This is a genomic window from Caulobacter sp. HJHS_5 (assembly GCF_056683955.1).
On the sequence record NZ_JBWZNC010000003.1, the window covers coordinates 185,505 to 210,410 of the forward strand.

A 24,906-nucleotide genomic window follows, 5' to 3' on the forward strand; every position below is an offset into this window, starting at 1 on the left:
TGTCGCAAACGCCCGCGACGGGGCGGCGCGGGGGCGCCTTGCATACGGCGGGTTCCACGCCGATATTTGACGGGCGTCCGCTTGGGACGCGCCAAAACAAGGGTTTACCCTCGATGAGCGACTTCAACCGCGGCTACGCGCGCTCGATCCCCGCGGATCGCGCCGACATGTCGGTTGACGCCGGCCTCCGCAGTTTCATGCTCGGCGTCTACAACAAGGTGGCGTTGGGTCTCGTCCTGTCCGCCGCCCTGGCCTTCGTCACCGGCGCCTTCCCGCCCGTTCGCGACCTGATGTACCAGGTGACGCCGGACGGCCGCCTGGCCGGCTTCACCATCCTTGGCCTGATCGTGGCCTTCGCGCCGCTGGCCGTGATGCTGTTCGGCAGCTTCGCCCTGCGCAATCCCAGCCCGGCCAGCTCCGGCGCGCTGTACTGGACGATCGTCAGCCTGATCGGCGCGAGCCTGGGCACCGTGGTGCTGGTCTATACCGGCGCCTCGATCTTCCAGACCTTCCTGATCACCGCCGCCGCCTTCGGCGCCCTTTCGCTGGTGGGCTACACCACCAAGAAGGACCTGACCGGCTTCGGCAGCTTCCTGATCATGGGCGTGTTCGGCCTGATCATCGCCGGCTTGGTCAACATCTTCCTGAAGAGCCCGGCCATGGCCTTCGTGATCAACGCCCTGGGCGTGCTGATCTTCGCGGGCCTGATCGCCTACGACACCCAGCGCCTGAAGATGACCTACTACCAGCTGGGCGGCGACCAGGCGGCCATGGGCGTGGCCACCAACTACGGCGCGCTGAGCCTCTACATCAACTTCATCAACCTGTTCCAATTCCTGCTGCAGTTCCTCGGCAACCGCCGCTAACCGCCAGCCAGACCGGAACGAAGAGCCCCGGCGGGAAACCGCCGGGGCTTTTTCTTTGTGCAAACTCCCACCCAGATCCCGCTTCCCTCGGCTTTGTGCCGAGGGCTCCTCTCGGCGGCGCTGCTGTACTTGATCGACGGGCGCATCGGGGCGGACGCAGGGGTCCGCGGCACAAGGGCGAGAAAGGCGGTAGCTTGTATCGCCGGGATCGTTTTGCCCCGAGGCCGCCGCTCCTTAATCCACCACCTTGAACTTGCCCTTCTCGAACACCTTGAGCACCTGCTCCAGCTCGTGGCCGCGGCGCAGGATCATCCCGCCCTCGCCGACCACGCTCCAGGCGCCCTGCTTGCGGGCCAGGGCGGGGCGTTTCTCGATGCGGTAGAGCGGCTGTTCGGAAGCGCGGCGGAACACGGAAAACACCGCCACTTCGGCCAGGCCGGCGATGGCGTAGTCGCGCCACTCGCCCGCGGCGACGCGCTGGCCATAGAGGCGCATCAACCGGTCGAGCTCGCGCCGCTCGAAGAAGATGAGGGGCAGGCCGCCGGAAGACGGTCCTGACCCGGAAACAGGATCCAAAGCCATCGCCCAGCAGGCTAACGCGCAAATTGCTGATTTGGCGAGCGTCGCAGCGGCGACACACTGCTCAGCTTTGTGCGGAAGCTGTAGCGTACGGCCACGATAAGACCTTATTTCGGTCCAGCCGCCGCCTGATCGACCCTCGATACAAGACAGGTCGGCTGATCGGCGTCCCGAGGTCCCGGATCCTGAACAGCCCCCCCAGCCCCCCTGGACAACGGGGCGATCGGTCGGCCGACGCTATACCAAGCGATATCCCCAGCCCGCGCGGTCCTCCCCCCTGCCGCGCGGGCTTTTCGCTGTCTGGGGTTCAGGCAAATCGCCGGGAGCGCGGGCGGAGCTGGTTCAGCCGTCCTTGCCGGGAAGCACGCCCATGATGCGGCCGCCCTTGGCGCCCTGCAGCAGCACGACGCTCTGCAGGCCTTCGTCGGCGCTGGGCGGCAGGGAATAGACGCGCGGCCGGCCGCTCCAGCTTCCGAGGCGCACGATCTCGCGCACCACATTCTTCTGATTCACCGTCTGACCGCGGTTCTCGCCGCGCCGGACGACGACCTCCTGCGGCCGCGGGTCATAGCGCACAAGCCAGACTTCGCCGCCGCCGCGGGGCGACGGGCCCGAGCCGACGGCCACGCGGCCATCGCGGCGGAATTCCATGTCGGGCGGATTGCGCGGCGCCCTGGCCTGGGCGGCGACCAGCTTTTCCACCGCGTCGGGGCGAGCGGCGGAAGTCTGCACGCGCCCGTCGACCACCACCTGCGGGGTGAAGACGTCGCGCAGCGCCAGGGCCTCGGTGTAGGCGCGCTGCCGCTCGGCGAACTCCGGCTTGGCGAAGGTGTCTTCCCAGCCGAGATAGTCCCAGTAGTCGACCGGAAAGGTCAGGGCGAGCACGTCCGGGTCGCTCGAAAGCTCGGCCAGGGTGTCGTTCGCGCCGCTGCACGCCGCGCAACCCTGGGCGGTGTACAGTTCGACGACGACCGGCGGGCGGGCCAGGGCCGGCGAAGCGGCGGCGGCCAGCAGGCCAGCGATGAAGATCAGCGCCTTGGGCATCCCGCCTTCTTTATGCGAACTCGGTCGGGGCCGACCGTCACGAGCCCGTGAGGGCCGGCCCCGCCGTTTGTGAAGCGCCTTACGCCACCGCGTCCTTGGCCAGGTTGCGCAGGACGTAGTTCATGACGCCGCCGGCGCGGAAGTATTCCAGCTCGGTGGCGGTGTCGATGCGGCAGCGCACCGGGAAGCGCGCGATGCGGCCGTCCGACGGGCGATAGAGCTCGACGATCAGCTGCTTGCGCGGCGCCAGGTCCGCCAGGCCGCGGATCGAGACGATCTCCTCGCCGGTCAGGCCCAGGCGCTGCCAGCCGTCGGCCAGGAACTGCAAGGGCAGCACGCCCATGCCGACCAGGTTCGAACGGTGGATACGCTCGAAGGTCTCGGCGATCACGGCGCGGACGCCGAGCAGCTTGGCGCCCTTGGCGGCCCAATCGCGCGACGAGCCGGTGCCGTATTCCTTGCCGGCGAACACCACGGCCGGACGACCTTCCGCCTCGTACTTCATGGCCGCGTCGTAGATCGACATCACCTCGCCCGAGGGGAAGTGCTTGGTCACGCCGCCTTCGATATCCGGCGTGATCTTGTTGCGGATGCGGATGTTGGCGAAGGTGCCGCGCATCATCACTTCGTGGTTGCCGCGACGCGCGCCGTAGCTGTTGAAGTCCGCCGGCTCGACGCCGTGCTCCATCAGATAGACGCCGGCCGGGCCGGTCTTCTTGATCGAACCGGCCGGGCTGATGTGGTCGGTGGTGATCGAGTCGCCGAAGATGCCGAGCACGCGGGCCTCGACGATGTCGGTCACCGGCTTCGGGGTCATCGACATGCCGACGAAGTACGGCGGGTTCTGCACGTAGGTGGAGCTGGCTTCCCAGGCATAGGTCTGGCCGCCCGAGATCGGGATGTTCTGCCAGTGCTTGTCGCCCTTGAAGACGTCGCCATAGCGGCTGTCGAACATCTCCTTGGTGACGGCCTTGCGCTGGACGTCGGCGATTTCCTGGTTGGTCGGCCAGATGTCGGCCAGGTAGACGTCCTTGCCGCCCTTGCCCTTGCCCAGCGGCTCCTTGGTCAGGTCGATCTTCATCGAACCGGCCAGGGCGTAGGCGACGACCAGCGGCGGGCTGGCCAGGTAGTTGGCGCGGACGTCGGGGTTCACGCGACCCTCGAAGTTGCGGTTGCCCGACAGCACCGAGCAGGCCACCAGGTCGCCGGTCTGCACGGCGGCGCTGATCGCCTCGGGCAGCGGGCCCGAGTTGCCGATGCAGGTGGTGCAGCCGTAGCCCACCAGGTTGAAGCCCAGGGCGTCCAGCGACTTGGTCAGGCCGGCCTTGGCCAGGTAGTCGGTGACCACCTGGGATCCCGGCGCCAGCGACGGCTTCACCCACGGCTTGACCTTCAGGCCGGCGGCCACGGCCTTCTTGGCGACCAGGCCGGCGGCGATCAGCACGCTGGGGTTGGAGGTGTTGGTGCAGGAGGTGATGGCCGCGATGACCACGTCGCCGTGGCCGACGTCGAAGTCCGAACCTTCGACCTTGGTGCGCAGATCGGCCGATTCTTTCTTGCCGAAGTCGTTGGCCAGGGCCTCATTGAACTTCTCGGCGGCCTCGTTGAGCAGCACGCGGTCCTGCGGACGCTTCGGGCCGGCCAGCGACGGCATCACCGTGGCGAGGTCCAGTTCCAGCACGTCGGTGAACACCGGTTCCGGCGCGTCGGCGTCGAACCACATGCCCTGGGCCTTGGCGTAGGCCTCGACCAGGTTGACGCGGGCGGCGTCGCGGCCGGTGGCGCGCAGATAGTCGACGGTCACCTGGCTGATCGGGAAGAAGCCGCAGGTGGCGCCGTATTCCGGGGCCATGTTGGCGATGGTCGCCTGGTCTTCCAGGGTCAGGCTGGCGATGCCCGGGCCGAAGAATTCGACGAACTTGCCGACCACGCCCTTCTTGCGGAGCATCTGGGTAACGGTCAGCACCAAGTCGGTGGCGGTGGCGCCTTCCGGCACCTTTCCGTCGAGGCGGAAGCCGATGACTTCCGGGATCAGCATCGGGATCGCCTGGCCGAGCATGGCGGCCTCGGCCTCGATGCCGCCGACGCCCCAGCCCAGCACGGCCAGGCCGTTGACCATGGTGGTGTGGCTGTCGGTGCCGACGACGGTGTCGGGGTAGGCGACCTCACCGGCCTCTTCGTGGCCGGCGTCCTTGGCGGTCCACACGGTCTGGGCCAGGTATTCCAGGTTCACCTGGTGGCAGATGCCGGTGCCGGGCGGCACGACGCGGAAGTTGTTGAAGGCCGAGGAGCCCCAGCGCAGGAAGCGGTAACGTTCGAGGTTGCGCTCGTATTCCTTGTCGACATTCTGCTCGAAGGAGGTCTTGGCGCCGAAGTAGTCGACCATCACCGAGTGGTCGATCACGAGGTCGACGGGGACCAGCGGGTTGATCTTGGTGGCGTCGGCGCCCAGGGCCGACATGGCGTCGCGCATGGCGGCGAGGTCGACCACGGCCGGAACGCCGGTGAAGTCCTGCATCAGCACGCGGGCCGGACGGAAGGCGATTTCGTGCTGCTCGGCGCCGAGGTTCTGCACCCACGCGGCCATGGCCTTGAAGTCCGCGCCGTCCGTCTCCACGCCGTCTTCGTTGCGCAGCAGGTTCTCCAGCAGGACCTTCAGCGAGTAGGGAAGGCGCGAGACGCCGTTCAAGCCGGCTTCCTCAGCGGCCGGAAGGCTGTAGTAGACGTACGGAACGCCGCCGACATTGAGCGTGCGGCGAACTTGAAGGCTGTCGATAGACGCCATGGTGGGAGATCCTTTTCTGTTCCCGGCCGACCTGGACCCGCTCCCGATGCGCTGCGCCTGCGGCGGAGGACTCACAGCGTCCCCGGCAGCGTCGCTTGCGCCCGTGCGATGGGCAGCCGCGCGCTTCATAGACGCGAGACCCTTACTCGTCCATGTCGGCGGCATGGTCTTTCTATGATCGTCGCCCTTGAGATCGACGCCCTCGCCCTGCGGCGGGGCGAACGCCTGCTGTTCGAGGGGTTCGACCTTGCGCTGCGCGCGGGCGACGCCGTGGCCCTCACCGGGCGCAACGGGGCCGGCAAGACCAGCCTGCTGCGCGCCGTCGCCGGCCTGATTCGTCCCGAAGCGGGCGCCGTGCGCTTCGAAGGCGCGGCCGGACCGCTGGAGGCGGACGCCGCCCGCGCCGAGGGCCTGCACCTGATGGGTCACCACGACGGCCTGAAGTCTGGCCGCACAGCCCGCGAGGAGCTGCAGTTCCAGGGGCAATGGACCGGCGCCAGGGCCGAGGCGGTGGAACAGGCGATCGAGACCATGCAGCTGGCCCGCCTGCTGGACATCGAGGTGCGCCGGCTTTCGGCCGGCCAGCGCCGGCGTCTCGCCCTGGCGCGCCTGGTCGCCTCGCCCCGCCCGTTGTGGTTGCTCGACGAGCCGCTGGCCCCGCTCGACGCGGAACAGCGTGTGCGCTTCGGCGACCTGATGGGCCGGCATCTGACCGGCGGCGGCCTGATCCTGGCGGCGGTGCACGACCCCCTGCCGGTGCAGACCCGCGAGGCGCAGATCCAGTGAGCGCCTTTTCAGCCCTTCTGCGCCGCGAGTTCTCGCTCGCCTTCGGGCGTGGCGGCGGGCCGCTGCTGGCCCTGGCCTTCTACGCCTGCGTCACCTCGCTGGCGCCGCTGGCCGCCGGGCGCGCGCCCGAGACCCTGGCCGCCGTTGCGCCGGGCCTGGCCTGGCTGGCCCTGGCGTTGGCCAGCCTGCTGTCGCTCGAACGGCTTTTTGAACGCGACTATGAAGACGGCGCGCTCGACCTCCTGGCGTTGGGGCCCATCCCGCTGGAACTGACCTGCGCCACCAAGTGCCTCGCCCAGTGGCTGGCCACCGGGGCGCCGCTGGCCCTCGCCGCCCCGATCGCCGCCATCGCCCTAGGCGCCCCGGTCTCGCTGGCCCCCCTGACCGTCTTCACCGCCCTGGTCGGCGGGCTTTCGTTCGCCTTCCTCGGCGGCCTCGGCGCTTCGCTGTCGCTCGGCAGCCGGCGCGGCGGCCTGCTGGTGGCGGTGATCGTGCTGCCTCTGTTCACCCCGCCGGTGATCTTCGGGGCCGGCGCCCTGTGGGCCTTCTCCGAGGGCCTGCCCTGGGCCTCCGGCCTGCTGCTGCTCGGCGGCTATACGGCGGCGGCCGTCGCCCTCGCCCCGATCGGCATGGCCGCGGCCTGCCGCAACGCGCTCTCCTGACCCTGAGCAGCATTGCAACCGATTGTCTTCACGCGACAAATTCGGCGTGAACATGAAACAAACGTAACTTTTCCGGACACGCCTTCGCCTTAAACCAGGGTCAGCCTGAGACCAGTGTTTTCCCACCTGTCCCGCAAGGATTGACCCTCATGCCTCACCTGACCCGCAAAGGCCTGGCGTTCGGCGCCGTGGCCGCCCTGTCGTTGGCCGGAGCCGCCGTGGCCCAGCCCGCTCCGCCGCCCGCGGCGAACGCGCCTGTCGTCCGACAGGAGCGCCAGGTCATCATCCGCCGCGACGACCGTGACGGCCCGCGCCGGGTCGAGGTTCGCCGCCCCGGCCGCGATCGCGCCGACATCATGATGCGCAGCTCCGAGAACCGCGCCGAGCGCCTGCGGACCATGCTGCAACTGACCGCCAACCAGGAGGGCGCCCTGCAGGCCTTCCTCACCGCCACCGCCCCGCCGCGCCGCGACGTCCTCCGTCCGGCCGTGGCCGAACGCGGGCCGCAGACCGCCGTCGAACGCGCCGACCGCATGGCGGAAGCCACCGCCCGCATCGCCGCCGACACCAAGAAGCGCGCCGACGCCACCCGCGCCTTCTACGCCGCCCTCACCCCGTCGCAGAAGAAGGTGTTCGACACCACCGCCGGCATGGGCGGCGGCCCGATGATGCGGACCCGCGTCATGCGCTTCGAAGGCCCGCCCCCGGCGCCGCCCGCCCCGCCGCGTCCGCCGGCTCCGCCACGGGCGGGTTGAGGTCAATTGCGCGCGGGACAGGCGGTCTGTAATCAGAGCTCATGAAGCTGCCCCGCGCGCTCGATTTCCTGCAGAACCCCGAGCGGTTCATGACCGTCTCGCGCTGGCTCGCGCCCACGCTCGGCGTGCTGGCCGCCGCGATGATCCTGCCGGCCCTCTGGCTGACCCTGACCGCCCCGGGCGACTATCAGCAGGGCAGCACGGTCGTGCTGCTGCCGATCCACGTGGCCGCCGCCTGGATGTCGATGTTCGCCTACGCCTGCCTGGGCGGGGCGAGCTTCCTGGCCCTGGTCTTCCGCCAGCTGCTGGCCGACGCCGCCGCCAAGGCCGCCGCCCCGCTGGGCGCCGTATTCACGGCCCTGACCCTGATCATTGGCTCCCTCTGGGGTCGCCCGATGTGGGGCACATGGTGGGTGTGGGACGCGCGGATCACCTCGGTGCTGATCCTGTTCCTGCTCTACCTCAGCTATCTCGCCCTGCGCGCCGCCATCGAGGATGAGACCAAGGCCTCGCGCATGGCCTCGATCCTGGCCCTCGTCGGCCTCGTGAACCTGCCGATCATCCACTACTCGGTGGTCTGGTGGAATTCGCTGCACCAAGGCAGCTCGACCTTCGGGGCCGACGAAGGCGACCGCCTGCCGACCGTTTATCTCGTACCCCTGCTGCTGATGAGCCTCGGCTTCATGGCCGCCTTCGGCTCCCTGTGGCTGGTGCGCATCCGCGGCGAGGTGTGGCGCCGCCGCGCCCGCGCCGCCGCCCTTCGCGCCGCCGGAGCCTGAGCCGATGTTCGAGTTCGGAAAGTACGCGCCCTATATCTGGCCGGCCTTCATCGCCACCGCCCTGGGCTTCGCCTGGATGATCGGCGACAGCCTGCTGCGCACCCGCGCCTGGAAGCGCAAGGCCGAGGCCGCCCAGGCGCGCCGGGCCAACGACTAGGACGCCTTCGATGAAACGCTGGATCGCCTTTTCGCCCCTGCTGATCCTGGTGGCGCTGGGCCTGATGTTCCTCTTCTTCTCCCTGAAGCGGAATCCGCAGATCGAACCGGAAAAGCTGGTCGGCAAACCCGTCCCGGCCCTGACCCTCGCCCGCCTCGACACCGGCGAGATGACGCCCCTGGCCTCGACTCTGAAGGGCCCGACCCTGATCAACATCTGGGCCTCATGGTGCGCCCCCTGCCAGATCGAGGCGCCGGTGCTAATGGAACTCAAGCAGCAGGGCGTGAACATCGTTGGCATCGACTATGAGGACGACCCGCCGCGCGGCTCGGTCGAGACCGCTCGCGGTTTCCTCGAGAAGTTCGGCGACCCCTTCAGCATCGTGCTGGCCGATCCCGACGGTCGCGCCGGCATCGAGTTCGGCGCCACCGGGGTGCCGGAAACCTATCTCGTCGGGACCGACGGGAAGATCCTGGCCAAATATGCCGCCGGACCGCTCACCATGGAGCAGGCCCAGGCCATGCTGGCCAAGGCGCGCTAGGCCTCGAACGCGGTCAGGATCGGGCACGGCCCCTTGCCGCCCGCGCCGCACTGGTCGGCCAGACGGCTGAGCGCCGCGCGGGCCGCCTGCAGTTCGGCGATCTTCTCGTCCAGCGCCGCCACCCGCGAACGGGCCATGGCTCGGGCCTCGGCGCGGTCATCCCGCGCGTCGAGCGTCAGCAGCTCGCCGATCTCCTCCAGGGTGAAGCCCGCCGTCTGGGCGGCGCGGATGAACCGCAGGCGCTTCACCTCCGGCTCGCCGTAGCGGCGCACGCCGCCGTGCACCCGGTCCGGCTCCGCAAGCAGGCCCCGGCGTTGATAGTAGCGAACGGTCTCCACCCCGACGCCGCCCTCGTCGGCGAGCCTGGCGATGGTCAGCGCATTCATCGGTTGACTCCGTACCATGGTACGGACCGTACAAGGGTCTGGAGACCGGCGCAACGGAGGCGCCAGACCATGACCGACCCCGCTCCCAAGACGGCTGTGCTCTACCGCATGGTGATGCCCGAGCACGTCTGCCCCTACGGGCTGAAAGCCCTGCATCTGTTGAAGTCCCGCGGCTTCACCGTCGACGATCGACACCTGACCACCCGCGAAGCCACCGACGCCTTCAAGGCCGAGCACGGCGTGAAGACCACGCCGCAGGTGTTCGTCGGCGGCGAGCGGATCGGCGGCTACGACGACCTGCGTCGCCATTTCGGCCTGCACGTCGCCGCGCCCGGCGAAACCAGCTACCGGCCGGTGATCGCCGTCTTCGCCATGACCGCCCTGCTGGCCCTCGCCGCCAGCCACATGGCCTTCGGCTCGCCCTTCACCGTCGCCGCCGGCGAGTGGTTCATCGCCTTCTCCATGGTCGTCCTGTCGATCCTGAAGCTGCAGGACGTGGAGCGCTTCTCGACCATGTTCCTGAACTACGACCTGCTGGCTCGCCGCTGGCCGCCCTATGGCGTGATCTACCCGTTCGCGGAGGGCGCGGCCGGCCTCCTGATGGCGGCGCATGCCTTCACCTGGCTGTCGGCGCCGGTCGCCCTGTTCATTGGCGGCGTCGGGGCGGTCTCGGTGTTCAAGGCGGTCTACATCGACAAGCGCCAGCTCAAGTGCGCCTGCGTCGGCGGCTCCAGCACCGTGCCGCTCGGCTTCGTTTCCCTCACCGAAAACCTGATGATGGTGGCCATGGCCGCCTGGATGTTGCTCGCATGATCGCCCGAACCACCCTCGCCGCCGCCCTGCTGCTGGCCCCCGCCATCGCCTTCGCCCAAGAGATGCCCGGCATGTCGATGCCCGGCATGGATCACTCGCAGATGGACCATTCCCAGATGGATCATGCGACCACGAGCCATGGCGACATGGCCGGCATGAACCACGGCATGACCGGCGCGCTCGGCGGTTACGCCATGACCCGCGACGCCTCGGGCACCGCCTGGCAACCCGACAGCGCCCCGATGATGGCGATCATGGGGGAGGCCGGCGGCTGGTCGACCATGCTCCACGGCTTCGCCACCGCCGTCTCCGACCGGCAGGGCGGTCCACGCGGCGACGATCAGACGTTCGTCGCCTCGATGATCGGCTTCATGGCCCAGCGTCCGGCCGCGGGCGGGACCCTGACCCTCAAGGCCATGGGCAGCCTCGACCCCCTGATGGGCAAGCGCGGCTATCCCCTGTTGCTGGCCACCGGCGAGACGGCCGACGGCAAGACCGAGCTGGTCGACCGCCAGCATCCGCACGACGCCTTCATGGAACTGGCCGCCGTCTACAGCCGCCCGATCAGCGAGGGGGTCTCGGGCTTCGTCTATCTCGGCCTGCCGGGCGAACCCGCGCTTGGCCCCGCAACCTACATGCACCGCTTCTCCGGCCTGGCGAACCCGGAAGCGCCTATCGACCACCACTGGCTGGACTCGACGCACGTCACCTTCGGCGTCGCCACCGCCGGCCTCGTCTGGCGCGACGTCAAGCTGGAGGCTTCGCGCTTCACCGGTCGCGAGCCCGACGAGAGGCGCTGGGACATCGAGCGCCCGCGCATGGACAGCTGGTCGGCGCGCGCCAGCTGGAACCCGACCTCCGACCTTTCGCTGCAGGTCAGCCACGGCCGCCTGAACAGCCCCGAGTCCCTGCACCCGGAAGAGGACGTGCGCCGCACCACCGCCTCGGCGACCTGGGGCCGGTCGTTCGGCGAAAACAAGCTCTGGCAGACCACCCTCGCCTGGGGCCGCAACGACCCGACGGGCGGCCACGACGGCCAGGTCACCGACGCCTGGCTGCTCGACGGCGCGGTCCAATGGGGGCGCAACACCCTGTTCGGCCGCGCCGAGCGCGTGGACAAGGACGAGCTGTTCGGCGAGGACCATGCCAATCCCCTGGCGGGCCGGGTGTTCACCGTCGGCAAGCTCAGCCTCGGCGCCTATCACAGTGTGCCCTTCGGCCCCGTCGCCCTCGACCTCGGCGGCCTCGTCAGCCGCTACGACCTGCCGGCGGCGATCAAACCCGCCTATGGCGACCCGACGAGCTCGATGCTGTTCGCCCGTTTCCGCGTCACTGGCTGAGCTTCAACCGCCGACGACACCTCGGTGCGAATTATGGTTAACTGCGCGTTGACCATAATCGCCGCATGAGATCGCCATGGCCCTGCCGCCCGTCCGCACCGCGATGACGCCGCAAACGACGACGCCGACGCGACCGACCGTCGACACCGCGCGCGCGGCCGCCCAGCGGGCCTTCTTCCAGGCGGCGATGGGCGGCGTCGAGGCCCCGACCACGCCGAAGCCGCGGCCGGTCGATCCGGTTCAGGCCGCCGGCCGCTTCACGCCCCAGGCCAGCCAGCGCGCGACCATCCCCGACGAGCCGCCGCAACGCATCCTGCGCCCCGGCTCGTTCATCGACATCAAGGTGTGATTTCTATTCCGCTCATTCCCGCGAAGGCGGGAACCCAGGCTTTTTCTGAATCCCACTGCGCCTATCGATAAAAAGCCTACCCCCCGCCTTCGCGGGAGTGAGCGGGATCATTGGGGATCACCCGACTGGCGGCGGCGGGGGCTCACCCGCCTCAGGGTCGCTCGGGTCGGCGTACTTCATGAAGAACGGCACCTGGCTGAGGCTGAAGATCAGCGTCAGGATCATCAGGCCCGGCATGCGGAACGGCACCCAGATTTCGTTGGAGAAGTTGCGCCAGACAATCTCGTTCAGCCCGGCCAGGAACAGGTAGAAAACCCCGTAGCGCACCGCGAGCTTGCGCCAGGCCTCGAGCGGCATCTTCACCGCCTCGCCCAGCAGCAGCTTCAGCGGGTTCTTGCCCAGCGCCACGCCGCCGAGCAGCAGCCCCCCCAATGCGGCGTTGATCGCCGTGGCCTTGATCTTCACGAACCGTTCGTCGTGGAAGGCCAGGGCCAGGCCGCCGAACACGATGCCCGCCACCGCCGCGAAGGCCGGCAGCGGCGCGATGCGGCGCTCGACGATCAGGCCGGCGGCCAGGGCGATCAGCGAGCCGACCACCAGGGCGCCGGACGCCTTCATCATGTCCTTCGTCACGAAGTAGGTGACCAAGAAGGCCAGGGGCGCGAGGTAGTCGACGCCGTAACGGAACCAGCCGCGCTGCTTGTCGGTCATAGCCATTAAGCGGAAAATCCTTCGTCCAGGCCGACCAGCGAGCGCGAAAAGGCCTTGGCGTCGAACGGCTGCAGGTCGTCGATACCCTCGCCGACGCCGATCAGCACGATGGGGCTGTCGGAGGCCTGGGCCACCGGCACCAGCACCCCGCCGCGCGCCGTGCCGTCGAGCTTGGTCATCACCACGCCCGAAACACCCACTGAGTTGCCGAACACCTTCTCCTGCGCCAGCGCGTTGCGGCCGACCGTGGCGTCGAGCACCAGCAGGGTCTCGTGCGGCGCCTCGGCGTCGACCTTCTTGACCACGCGGATGACCTTCAGCAGCTCGTCCATCAGCCCCTGCTTGTTTTGCAGCCGGCCGGCGGTGTCGATCAGCACCACGTCGTAGTGCTCGGCCTTGGCGCGCTCGACCGCCTCATAGGCCAGGGCGGCGGCGTCGGCGCCGGTCTCCTTGGACATGAAGTCGGCCCCGGCGCGGTCAGCCCACACCTTCAGCTGTTCGACGGCGGCGGCGCGGAAGGTGTCGCCGGCGGCGATCAGCACCTTGGCTCCACGGCCGGTCAGGTCGTTGGCGATCTTGCCCAGCGTCGTCGTCTTGCCCGAGCCGTTCACGCCGATGAACAGCACCACGAACGGCTTCGGCCCGCCCAGGGGATCGAACCGGCCCTGGCGAGGGATCAGCTCGGCGGCCACGGCCTCGGCCAGGGCTTCCTTCACTTCGCGCTCGTTGGATTCCTTGCCGAACCGCAGGGCCTTGAAGCGCTCGGTGATCGTCTCGGCGGCGGCGGGACCGAGGTCGGCCTCGATCAGCATCTCCTCGAGCTGGTCGAGTTGCTCCTGGTCGAGCGGCTTACGAACCCCGAAGGCCTCGGCCACCTGGTCGCCCATCGCCTTGGACGAGCGCGAGAGCCCGTCGGTCAGCCGCTGGAACCAGCCTTTTTTCTGCTGCGTCATGGGCGCTGCTCATAGCGGGATGGAAGGCCGCGCGCCATCGCATCGTGTCTCGCTTGACTCATCAATTAGTATTGACTAATGAATTAGCCATGACTGATGTATTTTCCATCGATGGCGTCTTCCGCGCCCTGGCCGATCCCACCCGTCGCGCCGTCTACGAACGCCTGGCGCGCGGCGAGGAGATCACCGTCGCCGACCTGACCCGTGTCAGCGGCGTGACCCAGGGCGCGGTCTCGCAGCACCTGAAGACCCTCAAGCAGGCCGGCCTCGTCGCCGAACGTCCGGACGGCCGCAAAGTCTACTACCGCGTGCAGCCTGAGGGCCTCGCCCCGCTGTTCGACTGGATGGACCACTACGCCGTCTTCTGGCGCGAGCGCTTCGGCGATCTGCGCGCCCTCCTCAAGGACCTCGATCCTCCAAAGGACTCCGAACAATGATCCAAGCCGCCCTCATGCCCGAAACCCGCAACATCGTCGTCGACGAGACCGTGCCCCACGCCCCCGACCTGATCTGGCGCGCCCTGACCGACGGCGGTCTTATCGGCCGCTGGCTGATGGCGCCCAAGGGATTCGCCCCCGTGGTCGGCACGGAGTTCACCTACCAGACCACGCCCGGCGGGGCCTGGGACGGGGTGATCCACTGCAAGGTGCTGGAGGTCGTCGCCGAACGTCGCCTGGCCTACGCCTGGAAGGGCGGCCACCCGGACAACGTGACCGGCTACGGCGCCCCGCTCGACACCATCGTCGCCTTCACCCTGACGCCGACCGAGGGCGGCACGCGCGTGCAACTCGTCCACTCCGGCTTCGCCATGCCGCGCAACCAAGGCGCCTTCGAGAACATGGGCAAGGGCTGGCGGCAGATCGTACCCCGGCTCGGCGAAATCGCCGGGGAGGCGTGAGGATCGCTTCGGCCCCTCTTTGACGGCTTTCGAGACGATGCCGGCCGCGCCATAACGGGCGGATGGAACCCTTGCTCGCCGCCCTGCCCTGGCTCGACTACGGCGCCGTGCTGGTGTTCGGCGCGTCGGGCGCTCTCGCGGCGGCGCGGCAGGGGCGCGATGTCGTCACCTTCGTCTTCTTCGCCGCTGTCGCCGGCGTCGGCGGCGGCACCCTGCGCGACCTCCTGATCGGCGCGCCGGTGTTCTGGGTGCAGCGGCCCGACTATCTGCTGATCAGCCTGCTGGGGGCCGCCGGCGTATGGCTGTTCGGCCCGGGCAAGGGCGGGCGCCTTAACCTCCTGCTCTGGCTCGATAGCCTCGGCATGGCCGCCTATTGCGTGGTCGGGGCCGCCAAGGCCCTGTCGCTCGGCGTCCATCCTGTCCCGGCGGCGGTGATGGGCGTGCTGACCGCCGCGTTCGGCGGCATCGTGCGCGACATCCTGGCCCACGAGCCCAATGTGCTGCTGCGGCGGGAAATCTATGTCACCCCCGCCATGCTCGGCTCCGGCCTGTTCACCGCGCTGAGCGTGGCGCACGTCCCATTCTGGCCGGCGGCCCTGGCCGGCTTCGTCATCGCCTTCGCCATTCGCGGCCTGGCGCTGCACTACGGCTGGACACTGCCCGGCTTCCGCAAGGGATTGTTCGAGAAGGCGGACCCGCCGGCCTCCTAACGCGGCGGCCAGACCTCGGTGTCTTCGTCCGGGTGCTGGTGCGAAACAACACCGAGATAGTCCGCGCTCTCGTCCGACAGACCAACCGCGCGCTCCGGCAGACGGGCGAGGCCCTCCACGTAGGGCAGGCGCCGCTCGACGGCGAGCTGTACCGCCGGCGCGATCTCCGCCGGATCGTCGAAGGCGCCGATGGCCAGGTCGATGACCTTGTCGCTCCATTCGAAGGTCAGGGGCGTGCCGCAGGCGGCGCAGAAGCCGCGTGCGGCCTTGTTGGAGCTCTGGAAGCGGGCGGGCGCGCCGCGCGTCCAGGTCAGGCCCGCCGTCCGCACCGAGACCAGCGGGCCGAAGAAGCCGCCGAACGCCTTCTGGCACATGCGGCAATGACAGATGGAAGCGCGGCCGAGCTCGCCCTCGACGTGGAAGCGCACCGCGCCGCACTGACAGCCGCCGGAACGGCTCACGCCGCGACCCCGAGGGCGTGCTTGCCGTCATGGCCGGTGATGCGGATGGCGGTGATCTCGCCCGGCGCCGCCGGTCCCTGCAGACGAATCTCGGTGAAGTCCGGCGCGCGCGCGACGCCCTCCTTCTCGACCAAGGCCGGCACGACGCGGCCGACCTGGGCGGCCAGATGGCGCGCCAGCACCGTCTCGCCGACGGCGCGAAGGCGGGCCGCGCGGTCCTTGATCAGGCCGCGCGGCAGCTGCGGCATCCGCGCGGCGGGCGTGCCGGGGCGCGGGCTGAACGGGAAGGCGTGAACCCAGGCGAGGCCGGTCTCCTCGACCAGGCTCAGGAGGTTTTCGAACGCTTCGTCGGTTTCGGTCGGGAAGCCGGCGATCAGGTCGGCGCCGAAGGCGATATCCGGCCGCGCGGCGCGCACATCGGCGACCAGCTTCAGGGCGTCGGCCCGCAGATGGCGGCGCTTCATGCGCTTGAGGATCAGGTCGTCGCCGTGCTGCAGCGACAGATGCAGATAGGGCGCGAGGCGCTCCTCCTCGGCGAGACAGCGCAGCAGATCGGGGTCGATCTCGGCCGCGTCGATCGACGACAGGCGCAGGCGCGGCAGCTCGGGCACGAGTTTGAGAATGCGCGCGACCAGCTGGCCGAGGCTCGGCTGGCCGGGCAGGTCGGCCCCCCAGCTGGTCAGGTCGACGCCGGTCAGCACCACCTCGCGGCAATCGTCGGCGGCCAGGCGGCGCACTTCGGAAACGATATCGCCGGCCGGCACCGAGCGCGAATTGCCCCGGCCGTAGGGGATGACGCAGAAGGTGCAGCGGTGGTCGCAGCCGTTCTGCACCTCGACGTGCGCGCGCGCCCGCTCACGCAGGCCGGTCACCGTGCGCGGCGCGACCTTGGTCAGGGCCATGATGTCGGAGGCCACCACCCGCTCGTTGGACAGCAGGGCGCCGGCCTCGATCTTGTCGGCGTTGCCGAGCACGAGGTCGACTTCGGGCATGTCGGCGAAGGCTTGCGGATCGATCTGCGCCGCGCAGCCGGTGACGACGATGCGGGCGCCGGGACGCTCGCGGCGGGCCTTGCGGATCGCCTGCCGGGCCTGGCGCACGGCCTCGCCGGTGACGGCGCAGGTGTTGAACACCACCGCGTCGGTCACGCCGTCGGCGGCGGCGCGGGCCTTCAGCCCCTCGGATTCATAGAAGTTCAGCCGACAGCCGAAGGTGACGACCTCGACGTCGGGCGCGGAAGCGGGCGCCGCCTTGGCCTTCGACGCCGCGAGCTTGAAGGGCGCGTTCACGGCAGATGGCCGGCGAAGTCGAAGGTGGCCGGGCCGGTCATGATCACGTGGCCGTCGCTCTCGCGCCACTCGATCTGCAGCACGCCGCCGTCCATCTCGACCTTGGCGCGGCGGTTGGTCAGGCCGCGGCGGGCCGCCGCCACCAAGGCCGCGCAGGCGCCGGTGCCGCAGGCCAGCGTCTGGCCGGCGCCGCGTTCCCACACCTTCAGCCGGATGTCGTCACGGGCGCGCACCTCGGCGAAGCCGACGTTGACGCCTTCCGGGAACAGCGGGTGATGCTCGATCAGCGAGCCGGCTTCCTTCACCGGCGCGGCCTCGGCGCTGTCGACGAAGAACACCACATGCGGATTGCCCATGCTCACCGCCCCGGGCGTGTGCAGGTGCGGATTGTCGATCGGGCCGAGCTGCAGCTCGATGTTGCGGGTGTCCATCGCCTCGGCGAGCGGCACCTGCGTCCAGTCGAGACCGGGCTCGCCCATGTCGACGCTGACATCGGTCCCCTCGCCGTGCCGGGCGTGCAGGATGCCGGCGGCGGTCTCGATGCTGGCGGCGTCGCGGCCGGACGACTGCATCAGGATCCAGCCGACACAGCGGGTGGCGTTGCCGCAGGCCTCGACCTCCGAGCCATCGGCGTTCCAGATGCGCATGCCGGCGTCGGCCTTGGCCGAGGGATCGATGGCGATCAGTTGGTCGCAGCCGACGCCCGTCGCCCGGTCGGCGATGGCGCGCACCTCCTCGGCCGTCGGTTGGAACGGCTGGGTGCGGGTCTCGATAACGACGAAGTCGTTGCCGAGCCCGTTCATCTTCAAGAACGAGCGGCCCATGGCCGGCGGTATATAGGGCAAGCAGAGCCCAAGCGCACGTGCAGCAAGGTCACGCTCGCGCTTACAGTCTTTGCGTCCCCTTCGACACGGCCGCTTTCGCGGCCCGCTCAGGATGACGATCCCAGCGGATCGAGGGCCAATCCACCTTCGTCATGCTGAGCAGCGCCGCAGGCGCGTGTCGAAGCACGCAGGGCGGATAAGCCCTTACTTCTTCGTCAGCTGGCCGCGGATTTCGCCGCCGCGGTTGGCCGCCGTATGGATGTTCACATAGTACTTACCGGCCTCGAGGTCGGCGGCCTGGGCGTCGGTCAGGGTCGCCGTGCCGGTGATCGGGCTGGCGGGGTTCGCGAACGGCACCTGCACGCCGGCGTTGGCGCCGGGGTCGGCCGGGCCGTGGATGTGGGCCATGGTCGCCGGGCCTGTCAGACCCTCGTAGGTCACCGAATAGGTCAGGGCCTTGCTGGTGGTGTCGAAGGTGAAGGTCCCGGTCCCCTTGCCGGAGGATGTGATGCCCGCGCCCGGCGCGAGCGCGGCGGTGAAGGTCTCCGTGGCCGCGCTGGCCGTACCGGCGACGAAGGCGGCGGCCGCGAGGACGCCGGCGAGGATCATACGCTTCATGACGAGTTCCTTCTGAGCGGGGAGCCTTCGCTCCCTCGACGGGCGGAGGACACGCCCGCCAGGCCCCCATGTCAATCGAAGGCTTTATAACCCCTGGCTCTGGCATAGGCCGCCCAGCTAGGCTGTCGGCATGCGTCTGATGCTCGTCGCCCTCGCCGCTTTCGCCCTCAGTTCCACGGTCGCCATGTCCCAAGTTCCCGCGCTCGATTCCGACGGTCTCGGCTGGACGGAGGAGATCGAGGGCCAGCAGGCGCTGGACTGGGCCCGGGCGGAGAACGCCCGCTCGCTGGCCGTGCTGCGGGGCGACGCCCGCTACGTCGATTTCCGCCAGAAGGCGCTCGACATTCTCACCGCCAAGGACCGCATCCCGCCCGCCGGCTTCGCGGCCGACGGCAGCCTGCGGGGCTTCTGGCAGGACGCCGAGCATGTGCGCGGCCTGTGGCGGACCACCACCCTGGCCAGCTATCGCACCGCCGCCCCGCGCTGGCGCACGCTGATCGACCTCGACGCCCTGGCCAAGGCCGAGAACGCCAACTGGGTGTGGAAGGGGACCGACTGCCTGCGACCGGACGGCAAGCGCTGCCTCGTCTACCTGTCCGACGGCGGCAAGGACGCGGTGACGGTGCGCGAGTTCGACATCGCGGCCGGCGGCTTCGTGAAGGACGGCTTCATCTCCCCGGCCAGCAAGCAGAACATCGAGTGGGAGGACGCGGACGCGCTGCTGATCGGCCGCGACTGGGGTCCGAACACCCTCACCGCCTCCGGCTATTCGATGATCGTCAAGCGCTGGACGCGCGGCCAGCCGCTCGACCAGGCCGTCGAGGTGTTTCGCGGCAAGCCGGAGGACGTCTCAGTCCAGCCGATGGTGCTGCGCGACAATCGCGGTGTCGCCCAGGCGTCGATGATCCTGCGGGCCGTCAGCTTTTTCGAGTCCGAGTTCTATCTCCTGGGCGCCGCCGCCCCGGTGAAGCTGCCCCTGCCGCTGCGGTCCAGCATCCGGGGTCTGGTCGACGGCCAGATGGTGTTCAGCCTGGAGCAGGACTGGCCGGAGCAGAGCCTTAAGTCGGGCGATTTGGCGTCTTACGACCTCGCCGCCCTCAAGGCCGCGCCCGCCTCGGCCAAGCCAACGCTGATCGTGCGGCCGACCGCGCGGCAGTCGGTGGAAAACACGGCGATCAGCCACGGCAAGCTTGCCGTCTCGCTCTACGACAACGTTCGCGGCGCCCTGCGCGTCTATAGCCACGGCCCCGGCGGCTGGAGCTTCCAGGCGGCGGCCCTGCCGGCCGACAGCAGCGTCGACCTGGTCTCCGCCTCCGACGACGACGACCGGCTGCTAGTCAGCGTCACCGGCTATCTCGCCCCCACCACCCTGTGGCTGGTCGACGGCGCCGACATGAAGGTCGAGGCGATCAAGGCCCTGCCGCCGCGTTTCGACGCCTCCACCCATGTGGTCGAACAATTCGAGGCGACGTCAAAGGACGGGACCAAGGTTCCTTATTTCGTCGTCCGGCCGAAGGGCGTGACCTACGACGGCTCGGCCCCGACCCTGCTCTACGCCTATGGCGGCTTCCAGATCTCGATGACCCCGGCCTATTCGGGTTCGATGGGCAAGCTGTGGCTGGAGCGCGGCGGAACCTATGTGGTCGCCAACATCCGCGGCGGCGGCGAGTTCGGCCCGACCTGGCACGAGGCGGCGCTGAAGGCCGACCGCCAGAAGGCCTACGACGACTTCTTCGCCGTCTCCGAGGACCTGATCGCCCGCAAGATCACCTCGCCCCGCCGCCTCGGGATCATGGGCGGCTCCAACGGCGGCCTGTTGATGGGCGTGGCCCTGACCCAGCGGCCGGACCTCTACAACGCCATCGTCGTGCAGGTGCCGCTGTTCGACATGCTGCGTTACACCCAGATCGGGGCCGGCGCCTCCTGGGTCGGCGAGTACGGCGACCCGGCCGTGCCCGCCGAGCGGGCGGTGATCGAGCGCTACTCGCCGCTGCAGAACCTCAAGGCGGGCCAGAAATACCCCGAGGCGTTCATCGAGACCTCGACCAAGGACGATCGGGTCCACCCGTCCCACGCCCGCAAGGCCGGGGCGCGGCTGAAGGCGCTGGGCTATCCGTTCTTCTACTACGAGAACATCGACGGCGGTCACGCCGGGGCGGCCAACCTGAACGAGACCGCCATGCGATACGCCCTCGAATACGTCTACCTCAGCCGCAAGCTTATGGACTGAGGCACACTTCGTCATGCTGAGCGGCGCGTAGCGCCAGTCGAAGCACGCAAGGCGGAATGCGGTGCGTCCTTCGACTTGCCCGCTTCTGCGGGCCGCTCAGGATGACGAACGCCCTATGCGCTCCATTCGTAGACCAGCTCGCCCTCGCGAAACGCAAAGCGGTTGAGGTGGTTTTCGAACACCTCCTTCAGCCGCTTGATGTCGGCCTCCGGGGTCGGTTCGAACCGGCCGACGATGGCGTCCGGCTCGGCCTGCATGGTCAGCAGGCCGAATGGCAGCGGAACCGTCGCGGTCGTCTCCGTCAGCTGCACCTCGAACTTGTGGCTCCAGTGCTTGGCCAGCTGGGTCATGTAGCGGGCCGACTTGTCGGTCGGCACGCGCACGGTGATCGGTTCAGCCATTAGACCTGCTCCACGGCCTGGGCGGCGGCGTCCAGCGCCTCGGCGATGGCCTTCACCTGTTCGGGCGTCAGGGCGCCGGCGGTGAGCTTCAACCGCAGGGCGGTCTTCAGGTTCTCGCGGGCCCGCAGGATCTGCGGCGAGAAGGCGGCGCTGGCGGCGGCGACCTGGGCCATGCGTTCGAACAGGCCGCTGACCATCGGCTGGTTGTCGGCCAGATAGGCCTCGCCTTCGGGGGTGATGGTGTAGAGCTTGCGCCCGCCGCCTTCGCTCGCCGAGACATAGCCGAGATCTTCCAGCAGGGTCAGGGTCGGGTAGATCACACCCGGGCTGGGCGCATAGGCGCCGCCGGCGGCTTCTTCCACCGCCTTGATCAGCTCATAGCCGTGGGCCGGCTTGTCGGCGATAAGCTTGAGCACCACGAAGCGCAGGTCGCCCTGCTCGAAGAAGCGGCCCCCAATACGTTCATGGCGACCGCCGCGGCCGCGACCGCGGAAGCCTTCCCGGCCCTCCCCCCGGCCGAAGCCCTCGCGATCATGGCCGTGAAAGCCGAACGGGCCGCGCCCGAAGGCATGGCGGCCGTGGAAGTGATGGTGATGTCGTCCAAACATGTTCGATGTAACTCCGATATAACGAACTTGCCGATATATCTAACTTGCCCCGCCCGGACGTCAAGTCCGATATATCGAAAAATATCGAACGCGGTGCGGACCCTTTGGCGACCGACCCCCGACGATCTATCGTCGGTTGCGTCTGGAAGGCTGTATGCGGAACGCGCCAGCCTGCGCCGGGACAAGGCTGGCGACGCCGCCGCCACCGCCCTGAGCGATATCGACGAACGGCCGCGCGTTAACCAGATCGCCCTCAGCTTCGCTTGCAAGGCGAGTGATCGAGGCGCAACCTCCCGTCATTAGGGAGAGCGCCCCATGCTCGATCTGAACTATGGAGTGGTCGCCATCGCGGGGCGGTGGACGATCATCGGAGACGGTCTGAGATTCGGCTCGTTCGCCACCGTGGACGAAGCCAAGCTCGTGGCTCAGCGCCTGGCGGAACAGATCGTCGAACTGCCGGTGACCCTGCATGTGCAGGACCGCTTCGGACAGCTTCACCGCGCTCAGTAGGGCGCTTCAATCCCGGTGATACGGGCCGCCGCCCAGGATGGTGACGGCGCGGTAGACCTGCTCGGCCAGCATGGCGCGGGCCAGGGCGTGCGGCCAGGTCTGCGGCCCGAAGGCCAGCATCTCGTGCGCCCGGGCGCGGATCGCCGGGTCATGGCCGTCGGCCGGACCGATCAGGAACACCAGCTTGCGCTCGCCGCCGTCCCGCAACTTTCCGATATGCTCGGCGAAAGCGCGGCTGGCCCAGGCCTTGCCGCGCTCGTCGCAGGCGATGATGCGGGCGCCCTCGAGGTGCGGCTCCAGCTTACCCCTGGCCTGATCGATTTCGACGATCTCGACCGGGCCGAGCCCCAGGGACCGGCCGGACGCCGTCGCCCGCTGGGCGTAGTCGAGCGCCAGCTTGCCCTCGGGCGCGCCCGAGAGCTTGCCGTCCACCAGAAGGGTGATCTTCACCTAGTTGGCGAAGGCCGCGCGCGGCGGCGGCTCGACCGACCAGATTTTCTCGATGTTGTAGAAGGCCCGCACTTCGGGGCGGAACAGGTGAATGATCACGTCGCCGGCGTCGATCAGCACCCAGTCGCAATGCGGCAGGCCCTCGACGCGAGCCTTGCCGACGCCGGCGTCCTTCAAGGCGCGCAGCAGGTGGTCGGCCATGGCGCCGACGTGACGGTGCGAGCGGCCCGACGCCACGATGAGGCTGTCGGCGACCGAGCTCTTGTCCTTCAGGTCGATGTGCACAACGTCCTGCGCCTTGTCGTCGTCGAGACGGGCGAGGATCAGAGGTTCCAGGCGTTCGGCCGGCAGGGTCCGGCTCTTACTGGGAACCTCGGAAGCGGCCTTGTCGGCGCTCGCTTCATGCGCCAGGGGCGCGGGGTCGTTACTCAGCGGATTGCTCCAGTGCGTTTACGCGAAGAGCAGGCATAGCACGAAAACCCCGCCCCGTCAGGGGTCGAATCAGCCGCCCTTGCGCGACCGCTCGCGCAGCGCCGTCGAAGAAGCGAAGTTCAGGGGTCCGGTGAGGTAGACCCAGGCCGGTGGCCGGTGCGTGGCGAGCCCCCCGGCGGCGTCCGCGGGGATGCGGGCATGGGCGAAACGGCGGGCGGCCGGCGAGGTTCGCGACTTCAGCGCCGCCCAGGGGCGCGAGACCACGGCGACGGGCATGGTCCGCATGATCTGGGTCCAGCCGCGCCAGCGGTGGAAGGTCGCCAGGCTGTCGGCCCCCATGATCCAGACGAAATGCACCCCCGGATAGCGGGCCTTGAGGATGCGCAGGGTGTCGATGGTGTAGCGGCTGCCGACCCGGCTCTCGACGTCGGAGACCACCATGCACGGCCCCCCGGCGCGGGTCCGCACGGCGGCGAGGCGGTCGGCCAGGCCGGCGGTCTCGTGCGACGGCTTTAAGGGATTCTGCGGCGAGACCAGCCAGATCACCCGGTCGAGACCCAGGCGGGTCAGGGCCGTCTCGGCGACATGCAGGTGACCTTCGTGGACCGGATTGAACGAGCCGCCGTAAAGGCCCACGCGCATCCCCGGCGCCAGGGCGAAGCCTGTGCGCAGGGCGCCGGGCCGGCCCGCCTCAGGGACGAGTCTGGCCGGTCCCGCGAACCACATACTTGAAGGTCGTCAGTTGTTCGGCCCCCACCGGGCCGCGGGCATGAAGCTTGTCGGTGGCGATGCCGATCTCGGCGCCGAAACCGAATTCGCCGCCGTCGGCGAACTGGGTCGAGGCGTTGACCAGCACGATGGCGCTGTCGACCAGGGCGACGAAGCGCTCGGCGGCCTCAGCGTCCTCGGTGACGATGGCGTCGGTGTGGCCCGAGCCGTAGCGGGCGATGTGGGCGGCGGCGCCCTCCACCCCGTCGACCACGGCCACCGAGATGATCGGCTCCAGGTATTCGGTCGTCCAGTCGTCCTCGACCGCCTCGGCCATGCCCGGAGCGATGGCGCGGGCGGCGGCGTCGCCGCGCAGTTCGCAGCCGCCGTTCGCCAGGCCCTCGGCCAGCAGGGGCAGCAAGGTCTTGGCCGCCGCCTTGTCGACCAGCAGGGTCTCAGCGGCCCCGCAGACGGAGACGCGGCGCAGCTTGGCGTTGATGACGATGTCGCGCGCCTTGACCGGGTCGGCGGCGGCGTGGACGAACACGTGGTTCAGCCCTTCGAGATGGCCCAGCACCGGCGCGCGCGCCTCCGCCTGCACCCGGGCGACCAGGCTCTTGCCGCCGCGCGGGATGATCAGGTCGACGTTGCGGTCCAGCCCCGCCAGGATCATGCCCACCGCCGCCCGGTCGGTGGTTCCGACCACCTGCACGCAGGTGGCCGGCAGCCCGGCCTCGGCCAGGCCCTCGGCGATGGCGGCGTAGATGGCCAGGTTCGAGCGGATGCACTCCGAGCCGCCGCGCAGGATGGCGGCGTTGCCGGAGCGCACGCAGAGCGCGGCGGCGTCGGCCGTCACGTTCGGACGGCTCTCGTAGATGATGGCCACCACGCCGATGGGCGTGCGCACCCGGGCGATGTCCAGGCCGTTGGGCCGGGTCCAGCGGGCGATTTCGCCGCCGACGGGGTCGGGAATCTCGGCCACCTCGTCGATGGCCTTGGCCAGGGCGGCGACACGCTCGGGGTTGAGCAGGCCGCGCTCCAGCATCGGGCCGCTGATCCCCTTGGCGGCGGCCTCCTCCATGTCGCGGGCGTTGGCGGCCAGGATCGCCTCGGCGTGGCGCGGAATGGCGCGAGCCATGGCGCGGATCGCGGCGGTGCGTTGCTCCGCCGTCGCCGTGCGCAGGGCCGCGGCGCCGACGCGCGCCGCGCGGCCCAACTGCCCCATGCGGGCTTCCAGCGTCATATCAGCGTCATCCATTGT

At 69.3% G+C, this 24,906-nt stretch carries 31 protein-coding genes; 15 read left to right on the forward strand and 16 right to left on the reverse strand.

Going from position 1 to position 24,906, the window contains the following annotated elements; all coding sequences use genetic code 11:
* Nucleotides 1-113: 113 nt before the first annotated feature.
* A complete protein-coding gene (locus ACFLIT_RS07090) occupies nt 114-866 on the forward strand; it encodes a Bax inhibitor-1/YccA family protein (protein WP_479910507.1) in 753 nt (250 codons plus the stop codon).
* A gap of 234 nt (nt 867-1,100) precedes the next feature.
* On the opposite strand, the gene ACFLIT_RS07095 is transcribed toward ACFLIT_RS07090, so the two are convergent.
* From ACFLIT_RS07095 to acnA, 3 genes are all read right to left on the reverse strand, one after another.
* Nucleotides 1,101-1,448 carry a DUF2794 domain-containing protein gene (locus ACFLIT_RS07095; RefSeq protein ID WP_479910508.1) on the reverse strand — a complete coding sequence of 116 codons (348 nt, stop codon included), beginning with the start codon at nt 1,446-1,448 and terminating at the stop codon, nt 1,101-1,103.
* A 339-nt stretch (nt 1,449-1,787) separates the two neighbouring features.
* Entirely contained in the window at nt 1,788-2,489 is a 702-nt protein-coding gene (locus tag ACFLIT_RS07100; protein ID WP_479910509.1) for a DUF1223 domain-containing protein, read from the reverse strand.
* Nucleotides 2,490-2,568: 79 nt separating this feature from the next.
* Nucleotides 2,569-5,274: an aconitate hydratase AcnA gene (gene acnA / locus ACFLIT_RS07105; protein WP_479910510.1), complete on the reverse strand. Its 2,706-nt coding sequence runs from the start codon at nt 5,272-5,274 to the stop codon at nt 2,569-2,571.
* Nucleotides 5,275-5,448: 174 nt separating this feature from the next.
* Between acnA and ccmA the strand changes: the two genes are divergently transcribed.
* From ccmA to ACFLIT_RS07135, 6 genes are all read left to right on the forward strand, one after another.
* A complete protein-coding gene (gene ccmA, locus ACFLIT_RS07110; protein ID WP_479910511.1) occupies nt 5,449-6,060 on the forward strand; it encodes a heme ABC exporter ATP-binding protein CcmA in 612 nt (203 codons plus the stop codon).
* Nucleotides 6,057-6,722 carry a heme exporter protein CcmB gene (ccmB, locus tag ACFLIT_RS07115; protein ID WP_479910512.1) on the forward strand — a complete coding sequence of 222 codons (666 nt, stop codon included), beginning with the start codon at nt 6,057-6,059 and terminating at the stop codon, nt 6,720-6,722. Before ccmA ends, ccmB begins: the two co-directional genes overlap by 4 nt.
* A gap of 149 nt (nt 6,723-6,871) precedes the next feature.
* Nucleotides 6,872-7,477 (forward strand): Spy/CpxP family protein refolding chaperone, encoded by a 606-nt coding sequence (locus tag ACFLIT_RS07120; RefSeq protein WP_479910513.1) that lies wholly within the window; start codon nt 6,872-6,874, stop codon nt 7,475-7,477.
* 41 nt (nt 7,478-7,518) lie between these two features.
* On the forward strand, nt 7,519-8,256 hold the full coding sequence (gene ccmC, locus ACFLIT_RS07125) for a heme ABC transporter permease CcmC (RefSeq protein WP_479910514.1): 738 nt from the start codon (nt 7,519-7,521) through the stop codon (nt 8,254-8,256).
* A 4-nt stretch (nt 8,257-8,260) separates the two neighbouring features.
* Nucleotides 8,261-8,413 carry a heme exporter protein CcmD gene (gene ccmD / locus ACFLIT_RS07130; protein ID WP_479910515.1) on the forward strand — a complete coding sequence of 51 codons (153 nt, stop codon included), beginning with the start codon at nt 8,261-8,263 and terminating at the stop codon, nt 8,411-8,413.
* 10 nt (nt 8,414-8,423) lie between these two features.
* Nucleotides 8,424-8,954 carry a DsbE family thiol:disulfide interchange protein gene (locus tag ACFLIT_RS07135; protein ID WP_479910516.1) on the forward strand — a complete coding sequence of 177 codons (531 nt, stop codon included), beginning with the start codon at nt 8,424-8,426 and terminating at the stop codon, nt 8,952-8,954.
* On the opposite strand, the gene ACFLIT_RS07140 is transcribed toward ACFLIT_RS07135, so the two are convergent.
* Nucleotides 8,951-9,340, reverse strand: a complete 390-nt coding sequence (locus tag ACFLIT_RS07140; RefSeq protein ID WP_479910517.1) for a MerR family transcriptional regulator — start codon at nt 9,338-9,340, stop codon at nt 8,951-8,953. The genes ACFLIT_RS07135 and ACFLIT_RS07140 overlap by 4 nt on opposite strands.
* 69 nt (nt 9,341-9,409) lie before the next feature.
* On the opposite strand from ACFLIT_RS07140, the gene ACFLIT_RS07145 reads away from it, so the two are divergent.
* The 3 genes from ACFLIT_RS07145 (at nt 9,410) to ACFLIT_RS07155 (ending at nt 11,842) form a co-directional block, all read left to right on the forward strand.
* Nucleotides 9,410-10,153 carry a glutaredoxin family protein gene (locus tag ACFLIT_RS07145; RefSeq protein ID WP_479910518.1) on the forward strand — a complete coding sequence of 248 codons (744 nt, stop codon included), beginning with the start codon at nt 9,410-9,412 and terminating at the stop codon, nt 10,151-10,153.
* Nucleotides 10,150-11,493 carry a hypothetical protein gene (locus ACFLIT_RS07150; protein ID WP_479910519.1) on the forward strand — a complete coding sequence of 448 codons (1,344 nt, stop codon included), beginning with the start codon at nt 10,150-10,152 and terminating at the stop codon, nt 11,491-11,493. The genes ACFLIT_RS07145 and ACFLIT_RS07150 overlap by 4 nt, the downstream gene beginning before the upstream one ends.
* A gap of 76 nt (nt 11,494-11,569) precedes the next feature.
* A complete protein-coding gene (locus ACFLIT_RS07155; RefSeq protein WP_479910520.1) occupies nt 11,570-11,842 on the forward strand; it encodes a hypothetical protein in 273 nt (90 codons plus the stop codon).
* A 117-nt stretch (nt 11,843-11,959) separates the two neighbouring features.
* Here the strand turns inward: ACFLIT_RS07155 and ACFLIT_RS07160 are convergent, their stop codons facing one another.
* Both ACFLIT_RS07160 and ftsY read right to left on the reverse strand, forming a co-directional pair.
* Nucleotides 11,960-12,559 (reverse strand): inner membrane-spanning protein YciB, encoded by a 600-nt coding sequence (locus ACFLIT_RS07160; protein WP_479910521.1) that lies wholly within the window; start codon nt 12,557-12,559, stop codon nt 11,960-11,962.
* Nucleotides 12,559-13,506, reverse strand: a complete 948-nt coding sequence (ftsY, locus tag ACFLIT_RS07165) for a signal recognition particle-docking protein FtsY (protein WP_479910522.1) — start codon at nt 13,504-13,506, stop codon at nt 12,559-12,561. The genes ACFLIT_RS07160 and ftsY overlap by 1 nt, the downstream gene beginning before the upstream one ends.
* 89 nt (nt 13,507-13,595) lie before the next feature.
* On the opposite strand from ftsY, the gene ACFLIT_RS07170 reads away from it, so the two are divergent.
* The 3 genes from ACFLIT_RS07170 (at nt 13,596) to ACFLIT_RS07180 (ending at nt 15,114) form a co-directional block, all read left to right on the forward strand.
* A complete protein-coding gene (locus ACFLIT_RS07170; RefSeq protein ID WP_479910523.1) occupies nt 13,596-13,943 on the forward strand; it encodes an ArsR/SmtB family transcription factor in 348 nt (115 codons plus the stop codon).
* Nucleotides 13,940-14,404 carry an SRPBCC family protein gene (locus tag ACFLIT_RS07175; protein WP_479910524.1) on the forward strand — a complete coding sequence of 155 codons (465 nt, stop codon included), beginning with the start codon at nt 13,940-13,942 and terminating at the stop codon, nt 14,402-14,404. The genes ACFLIT_RS07170 and ACFLIT_RS07175 overlap by 4 nt, the downstream gene beginning before the upstream one ends.
* A gap of 62 nt (nt 14,405-14,466) precedes the next feature.
* Nucleotides 14,467-15,114 (forward strand): trimeric intracellular cation channel family protein, encoded by a 648-nt coding sequence (locus tag ACFLIT_RS07180; RefSeq protein WP_479910525.1) that lies wholly within the window; start codon nt 14,467-14,469, stop codon nt 15,112-15,114.
* Here ACFLIT_RS07180 and ACFLIT_RS07185 read toward each other — a convergent pair.
* The 4 genes from ACFLIT_RS07185 to ACFLIT_RS07200 form a co-directional block, all read right to left on the reverse strand.
* Nucleotides 15,111-15,575 (reverse strand): GFA family protein, encoded by a 465-nt coding sequence (locus tag ACFLIT_RS07185; RefSeq protein ID WP_479910526.1) that lies wholly within the window; start codon nt 15,573-15,575, stop codon nt 15,111-15,113. The genes ACFLIT_RS07180 and ACFLIT_RS07185 overlap by 4 nt on opposite strands.
* Nucleotides 15,572-16,864, reverse strand: coding sequence for a tRNA (N(6)-L-threonylcarbamoyladenosine(37)-C(2))-methylthiotransferase MtaB (gene mtaB, locus ACFLIT_RS07190; protein WP_479910527.1), 1,293 nt, complete (start codon nt 16,862-16,864; stop codon nt 15,572-15,574). The genes ACFLIT_RS07185 and mtaB overlap by 4 nt, the downstream gene beginning before the upstream one ends.
* Complete coding sequence (gene dapF, locus ACFLIT_RS07195; protein ID WP_479910528.1) at nt 16,861-17,688, reverse strand: diaminopimelate epimerase; 828 nt, start codon at nt 17,686-17,688, stop codon at nt 16,861-16,863. The genes mtaB and dapF overlap by 4 nt, the downstream gene beginning before the upstream one ends.
* Before the next feature lie 204 nt (nt 17,689-17,892).
* A complete protein-coding gene (locus tag ACFLIT_RS07200) occupies nt 17,893-18,306 on the reverse strand; it encodes a CHRD domain-containing protein (RefSeq protein WP_479910529.1) in 414 nt (137 codons plus the stop codon).
* A 130-nt stretch (nt 18,307-18,436) separates the two neighbouring features.
* On the opposite strand from ACFLIT_RS07200, the gene ACFLIT_RS07205 reads away from it, so the two are divergent.
* The gene (locus ACFLIT_RS07205; protein ID WP_479910530.1) at nt 18,437-20,536 is read left to right on the forward strand and encodes a prolyl oligopeptidase family serine peptidase; all 2,100 of its coding nucleotides are present in this window, start codon (nt 18,437-18,439) and stop codon (nt 20,534-20,536) included.
* Nucleotides 20,537-20,649: 113 nt separating this feature from the next.
* Here the strand turns inward: ACFLIT_RS07205 and ACFLIT_RS07210 are convergent, their stop codons facing one another.
* On the reverse strand, nt 20,650-20,937 hold the full coding sequence (locus tag ACFLIT_RS07210; protein WP_479910531.1) for a DUF2218 domain-containing protein: 288 nt from the start codon (nt 20,935-20,937) through the stop codon (nt 20,650-20,652).
* The gene (locus ACFLIT_RS07215) at nt 20,937-21,545 is read right to left on the reverse strand and encodes a PadR family transcriptional regulator (protein WP_479910532.1); all 609 of its coding nucleotides are present in this window, start codon (nt 21,543-21,545) and stop codon (nt 20,937-20,939) included. The genes ACFLIT_RS07210 and ACFLIT_RS07215 overlap by 1 nt, the downstream gene beginning before the upstream one ends.
* A 315-nt stretch (nt 21,546-21,860) precedes the next feature.
* On the opposite strand from ACFLIT_RS07215, the gene ACFLIT_RS07220 reads away from it, so the two are divergent.
* The gene (locus ACFLIT_RS07220) at nt 21,861-22,055 is read left to right on the forward strand and encodes a hypothetical protein (RefSeq protein ID WP_479910533.1); all 195 of its coding nucleotides are present in this window, start codon (nt 21,861-21,863) and stop codon (nt 22,053-22,055) included.
* A 6-nt stretch (nt 22,056-22,061) separates the two neighbouring features.
* Here the strand turns inward: ACFLIT_RS07220 and rlmH are convergent, their stop codons facing one another.
* The 4 genes from rlmH to ACFLIT_RS07240 all read right to left on the reverse strand — a co-directional run bounded on the left by rlmH (nt 22,062) and on the right by ACFLIT_RS07240 (nt 24,903).
* On the reverse strand, nt 22,062-22,505 hold the full coding sequence (rlmH, locus tag ACFLIT_RS07225) for a 23S rRNA (pseudouridine(1915)-N(3))-methyltransferase RlmH (RefSeq protein WP_479910534.1): 444 nt from the start codon (nt 22,503-22,505) through the stop codon (nt 22,062-22,064).
* On the reverse strand, nt 22,506-22,937 hold the full coding sequence (gene rsfS / locus ACFLIT_RS07230) for a ribosome silencing factor (protein ID WP_479910756.1): 432 nt from the start codon (nt 22,935-22,937) through the stop codon (nt 22,506-22,508).
* 69 nt (nt 22,938-23,006) lie between these two features.
* Nucleotides 23,007-23,663, reverse strand: coding sequence for a nicotinate-nucleotide adenylyltransferase (locus ACFLIT_RS07235; RefSeq protein WP_479910535.1), 657 nt, complete (start codon nt 23,661-23,663; stop codon nt 23,007-23,009).
* Complete coding sequence (locus tag ACFLIT_RS07240; RefSeq protein WP_479910536.1) at nt 23,629-24,903, reverse strand: glutamate-5-semialdehyde dehydrogenase; 1,275 nt, start codon at nt 24,901-24,903, stop codon at nt 23,629-23,631. The genes ACFLIT_RS07235 and ACFLIT_RS07240 overlap by 35 nt, the downstream gene beginning before the upstream one ends.
* Nucleotides 24,904-24,906: the final 3 nt, after the last annotated feature.

Bases quoted from the DNA above. Each gene is read 5' to 3' on its own strand.
- ACFLIT_RS07090 (WP_479910507.1), top strand. From the start codon at position 114: ATGAGCGACTTCAACCGCGGCTACGCGCGCTCGATCCCCGCGGATCGC.
- ACFLIT_RS07095 (WP_479910508.1), bottom strand. From the start codon at position 1,448: ATGGCTTTGGATCCTGTTTCCGGGTCAGGACCGTCTTCCGGCGGCCTG.
- ACFLIT_RS07100 (WP_479910509.1), bottom strand. From the start codon at position 2,489: ATGCCCAAGGCGCTGATCTTCATCGCTGGCCTGCTGGCCGCCGCCGCT.
- acnA (WP_479910510.1), bottom strand. From the start codon at position 5,274: ATGGCGTCTATCGACAGCCTTCAAGTTCGCCGCACGCTCAATGTCGGC.
- ccmA (WP_479910511.1), top strand. From the start codon at position 5,449: ATGATCGTCGCCCTTGAGATCGACGCCCTCGCCCTGCGGCGGGGCGAA.
- ACFLIT_RS07120 (WP_479910513.1), top strand. From the start codon at position 6,872: ATGCCTCACCTGACCCGCAAAGGCCTGGCGTTCGGCGCCGTGGCCGCC.
- ccmC (WP_479910514.1), top strand. From the start codon at position 7,519: ATGAAGCTGCCCCGCGCGCTCGATTTCCTGCAGAACCCCGAGCGGTTC.
- ccmD (WP_479910515.1), top strand. From the start codon at position 8,261: ATGTTCGAGTTCGGAAAGTACGCGCCCTATATCTGGCCGGCCTTCATC.
- ACFLIT_RS07135 (WP_479910516.1), top strand. From the start codon at position 8,424: ATGAAACGCTGGATCGCCTTTTCGCCCCTGCTGATCCTGGTGGCGCTG.
- ACFLIT_RS07140 (WP_479910517.1), bottom strand. From the start codon at position 9,340: ATGAATGCGCTGACCATCGCCAGGCTCGCCGACGAGGGCGGCGTCGGG.
- ACFLIT_RS07145 (WP_479910518.1), top strand. From the start codon at position 9,410: ATGACCGACCCCGCTCCCAAGACGGCTGTGCTCTACCGCATGGTGATG.
- ACFLIT_RS07150 (WP_479910519.1), top strand. From the start codon at position 10,150: ATGATCGCCCGAACCACCCTCGCCGCCGCCCTGCTGCTGGCCCCCGCC.
- ACFLIT_RS07155 (WP_479910520.1), top strand. From the start codon at position 11,570: ATGGCCCTGCCGCCCGTCCGCACCGCGATGACGCCGCAAACGACGACG.
- ACFLIT_RS07160 (WP_479910521.1), bottom strand. From the start codon at position 12,559: ATGGCTATGACCGACAAGCAGCGCGGCTGGTTCCGTTACGGCGTCGAC.
- ftsY (WP_479910522.1), bottom strand. From the start codon at position 13,506: ATGACGCAGCAGAAAAAAGGCTGGTTCCAGCGGCTGACCGACGGGCTC.
- ACFLIT_RS07170 (WP_479910523.1), top strand. From the start codon at position 13,596: ATGACTGATGTATTTTCCATCGATGGCGTCTTCCGCGCCCTGGCCGAT.
- ACFLIT_RS07175 (WP_479910524.1), top strand. From the start codon at position 13,940: ATGATCCAAGCCGCCCTCATGCCCGAAACCCGCAACATCGTCGTCGAC.
- ACFLIT_RS07180 (WP_479910525.1), top strand. From the start codon at position 14,467: ATGGAACCCTTGCTCGCCGCCCTGCCCTGGCTCGACTACGGCGCCGTG.
- dapF (WP_479910528.1), bottom strand. From the start codon at position 17,688: ATGGGCCGCTCGTTCTTGAAGATGAACGGGCTCGGCAACGACTTCGTC.
- ACFLIT_RS07200 (WP_479910529.1), bottom strand. From the start codon at position 18,306: ATGAAGCGTATGATCCTCGCCGGCGTCCTCGCGGCCGCCGCCTTCGTC.
- ACFLIT_RS07205 (WP_479910530.1), top strand. From the start codon at position 18,437: ATGCGTCTGATGCTCGTCGCCCTCGCCGCTTTCGCCCTCAGTTCCACG.
- ACFLIT_RS07210 (WP_479910531.1), bottom strand. From the start codon at position 20,937: ATGGCTGAACCGATCACCGTGCGCGTGCCGACCGACAAGTCGGCCCGC.
- ACFLIT_RS07215 (WP_479910532.1), bottom strand. From the start codon at position 21,545: ATGTTTGGACGACATCACCATCACTTCCACGGCCGCCATGCCTTCGGG.
- ACFLIT_RS07220 (WP_479910533.1), top strand. From the start codon at position 21,861: ATGCTCGATCTGAACTATGGAGTGGTCGCCATCGCGGGGCGGTGGACG.
- ACFLIT_RS07235 (WP_479910535.1), bottom strand. From the start codon at position 23,663: ATGTGGTTCGCGGGACCGGCCAGACTCGTCCCTGAGGCGGGCCGGCCC.
- ACFLIT_RS07240 (WP_479910536.1), bottom strand. From the start codon at position 24,903: ATGGATGACGCTGATATGACGCTGGAAGCCCGCATGGGGCAGTTGGGC.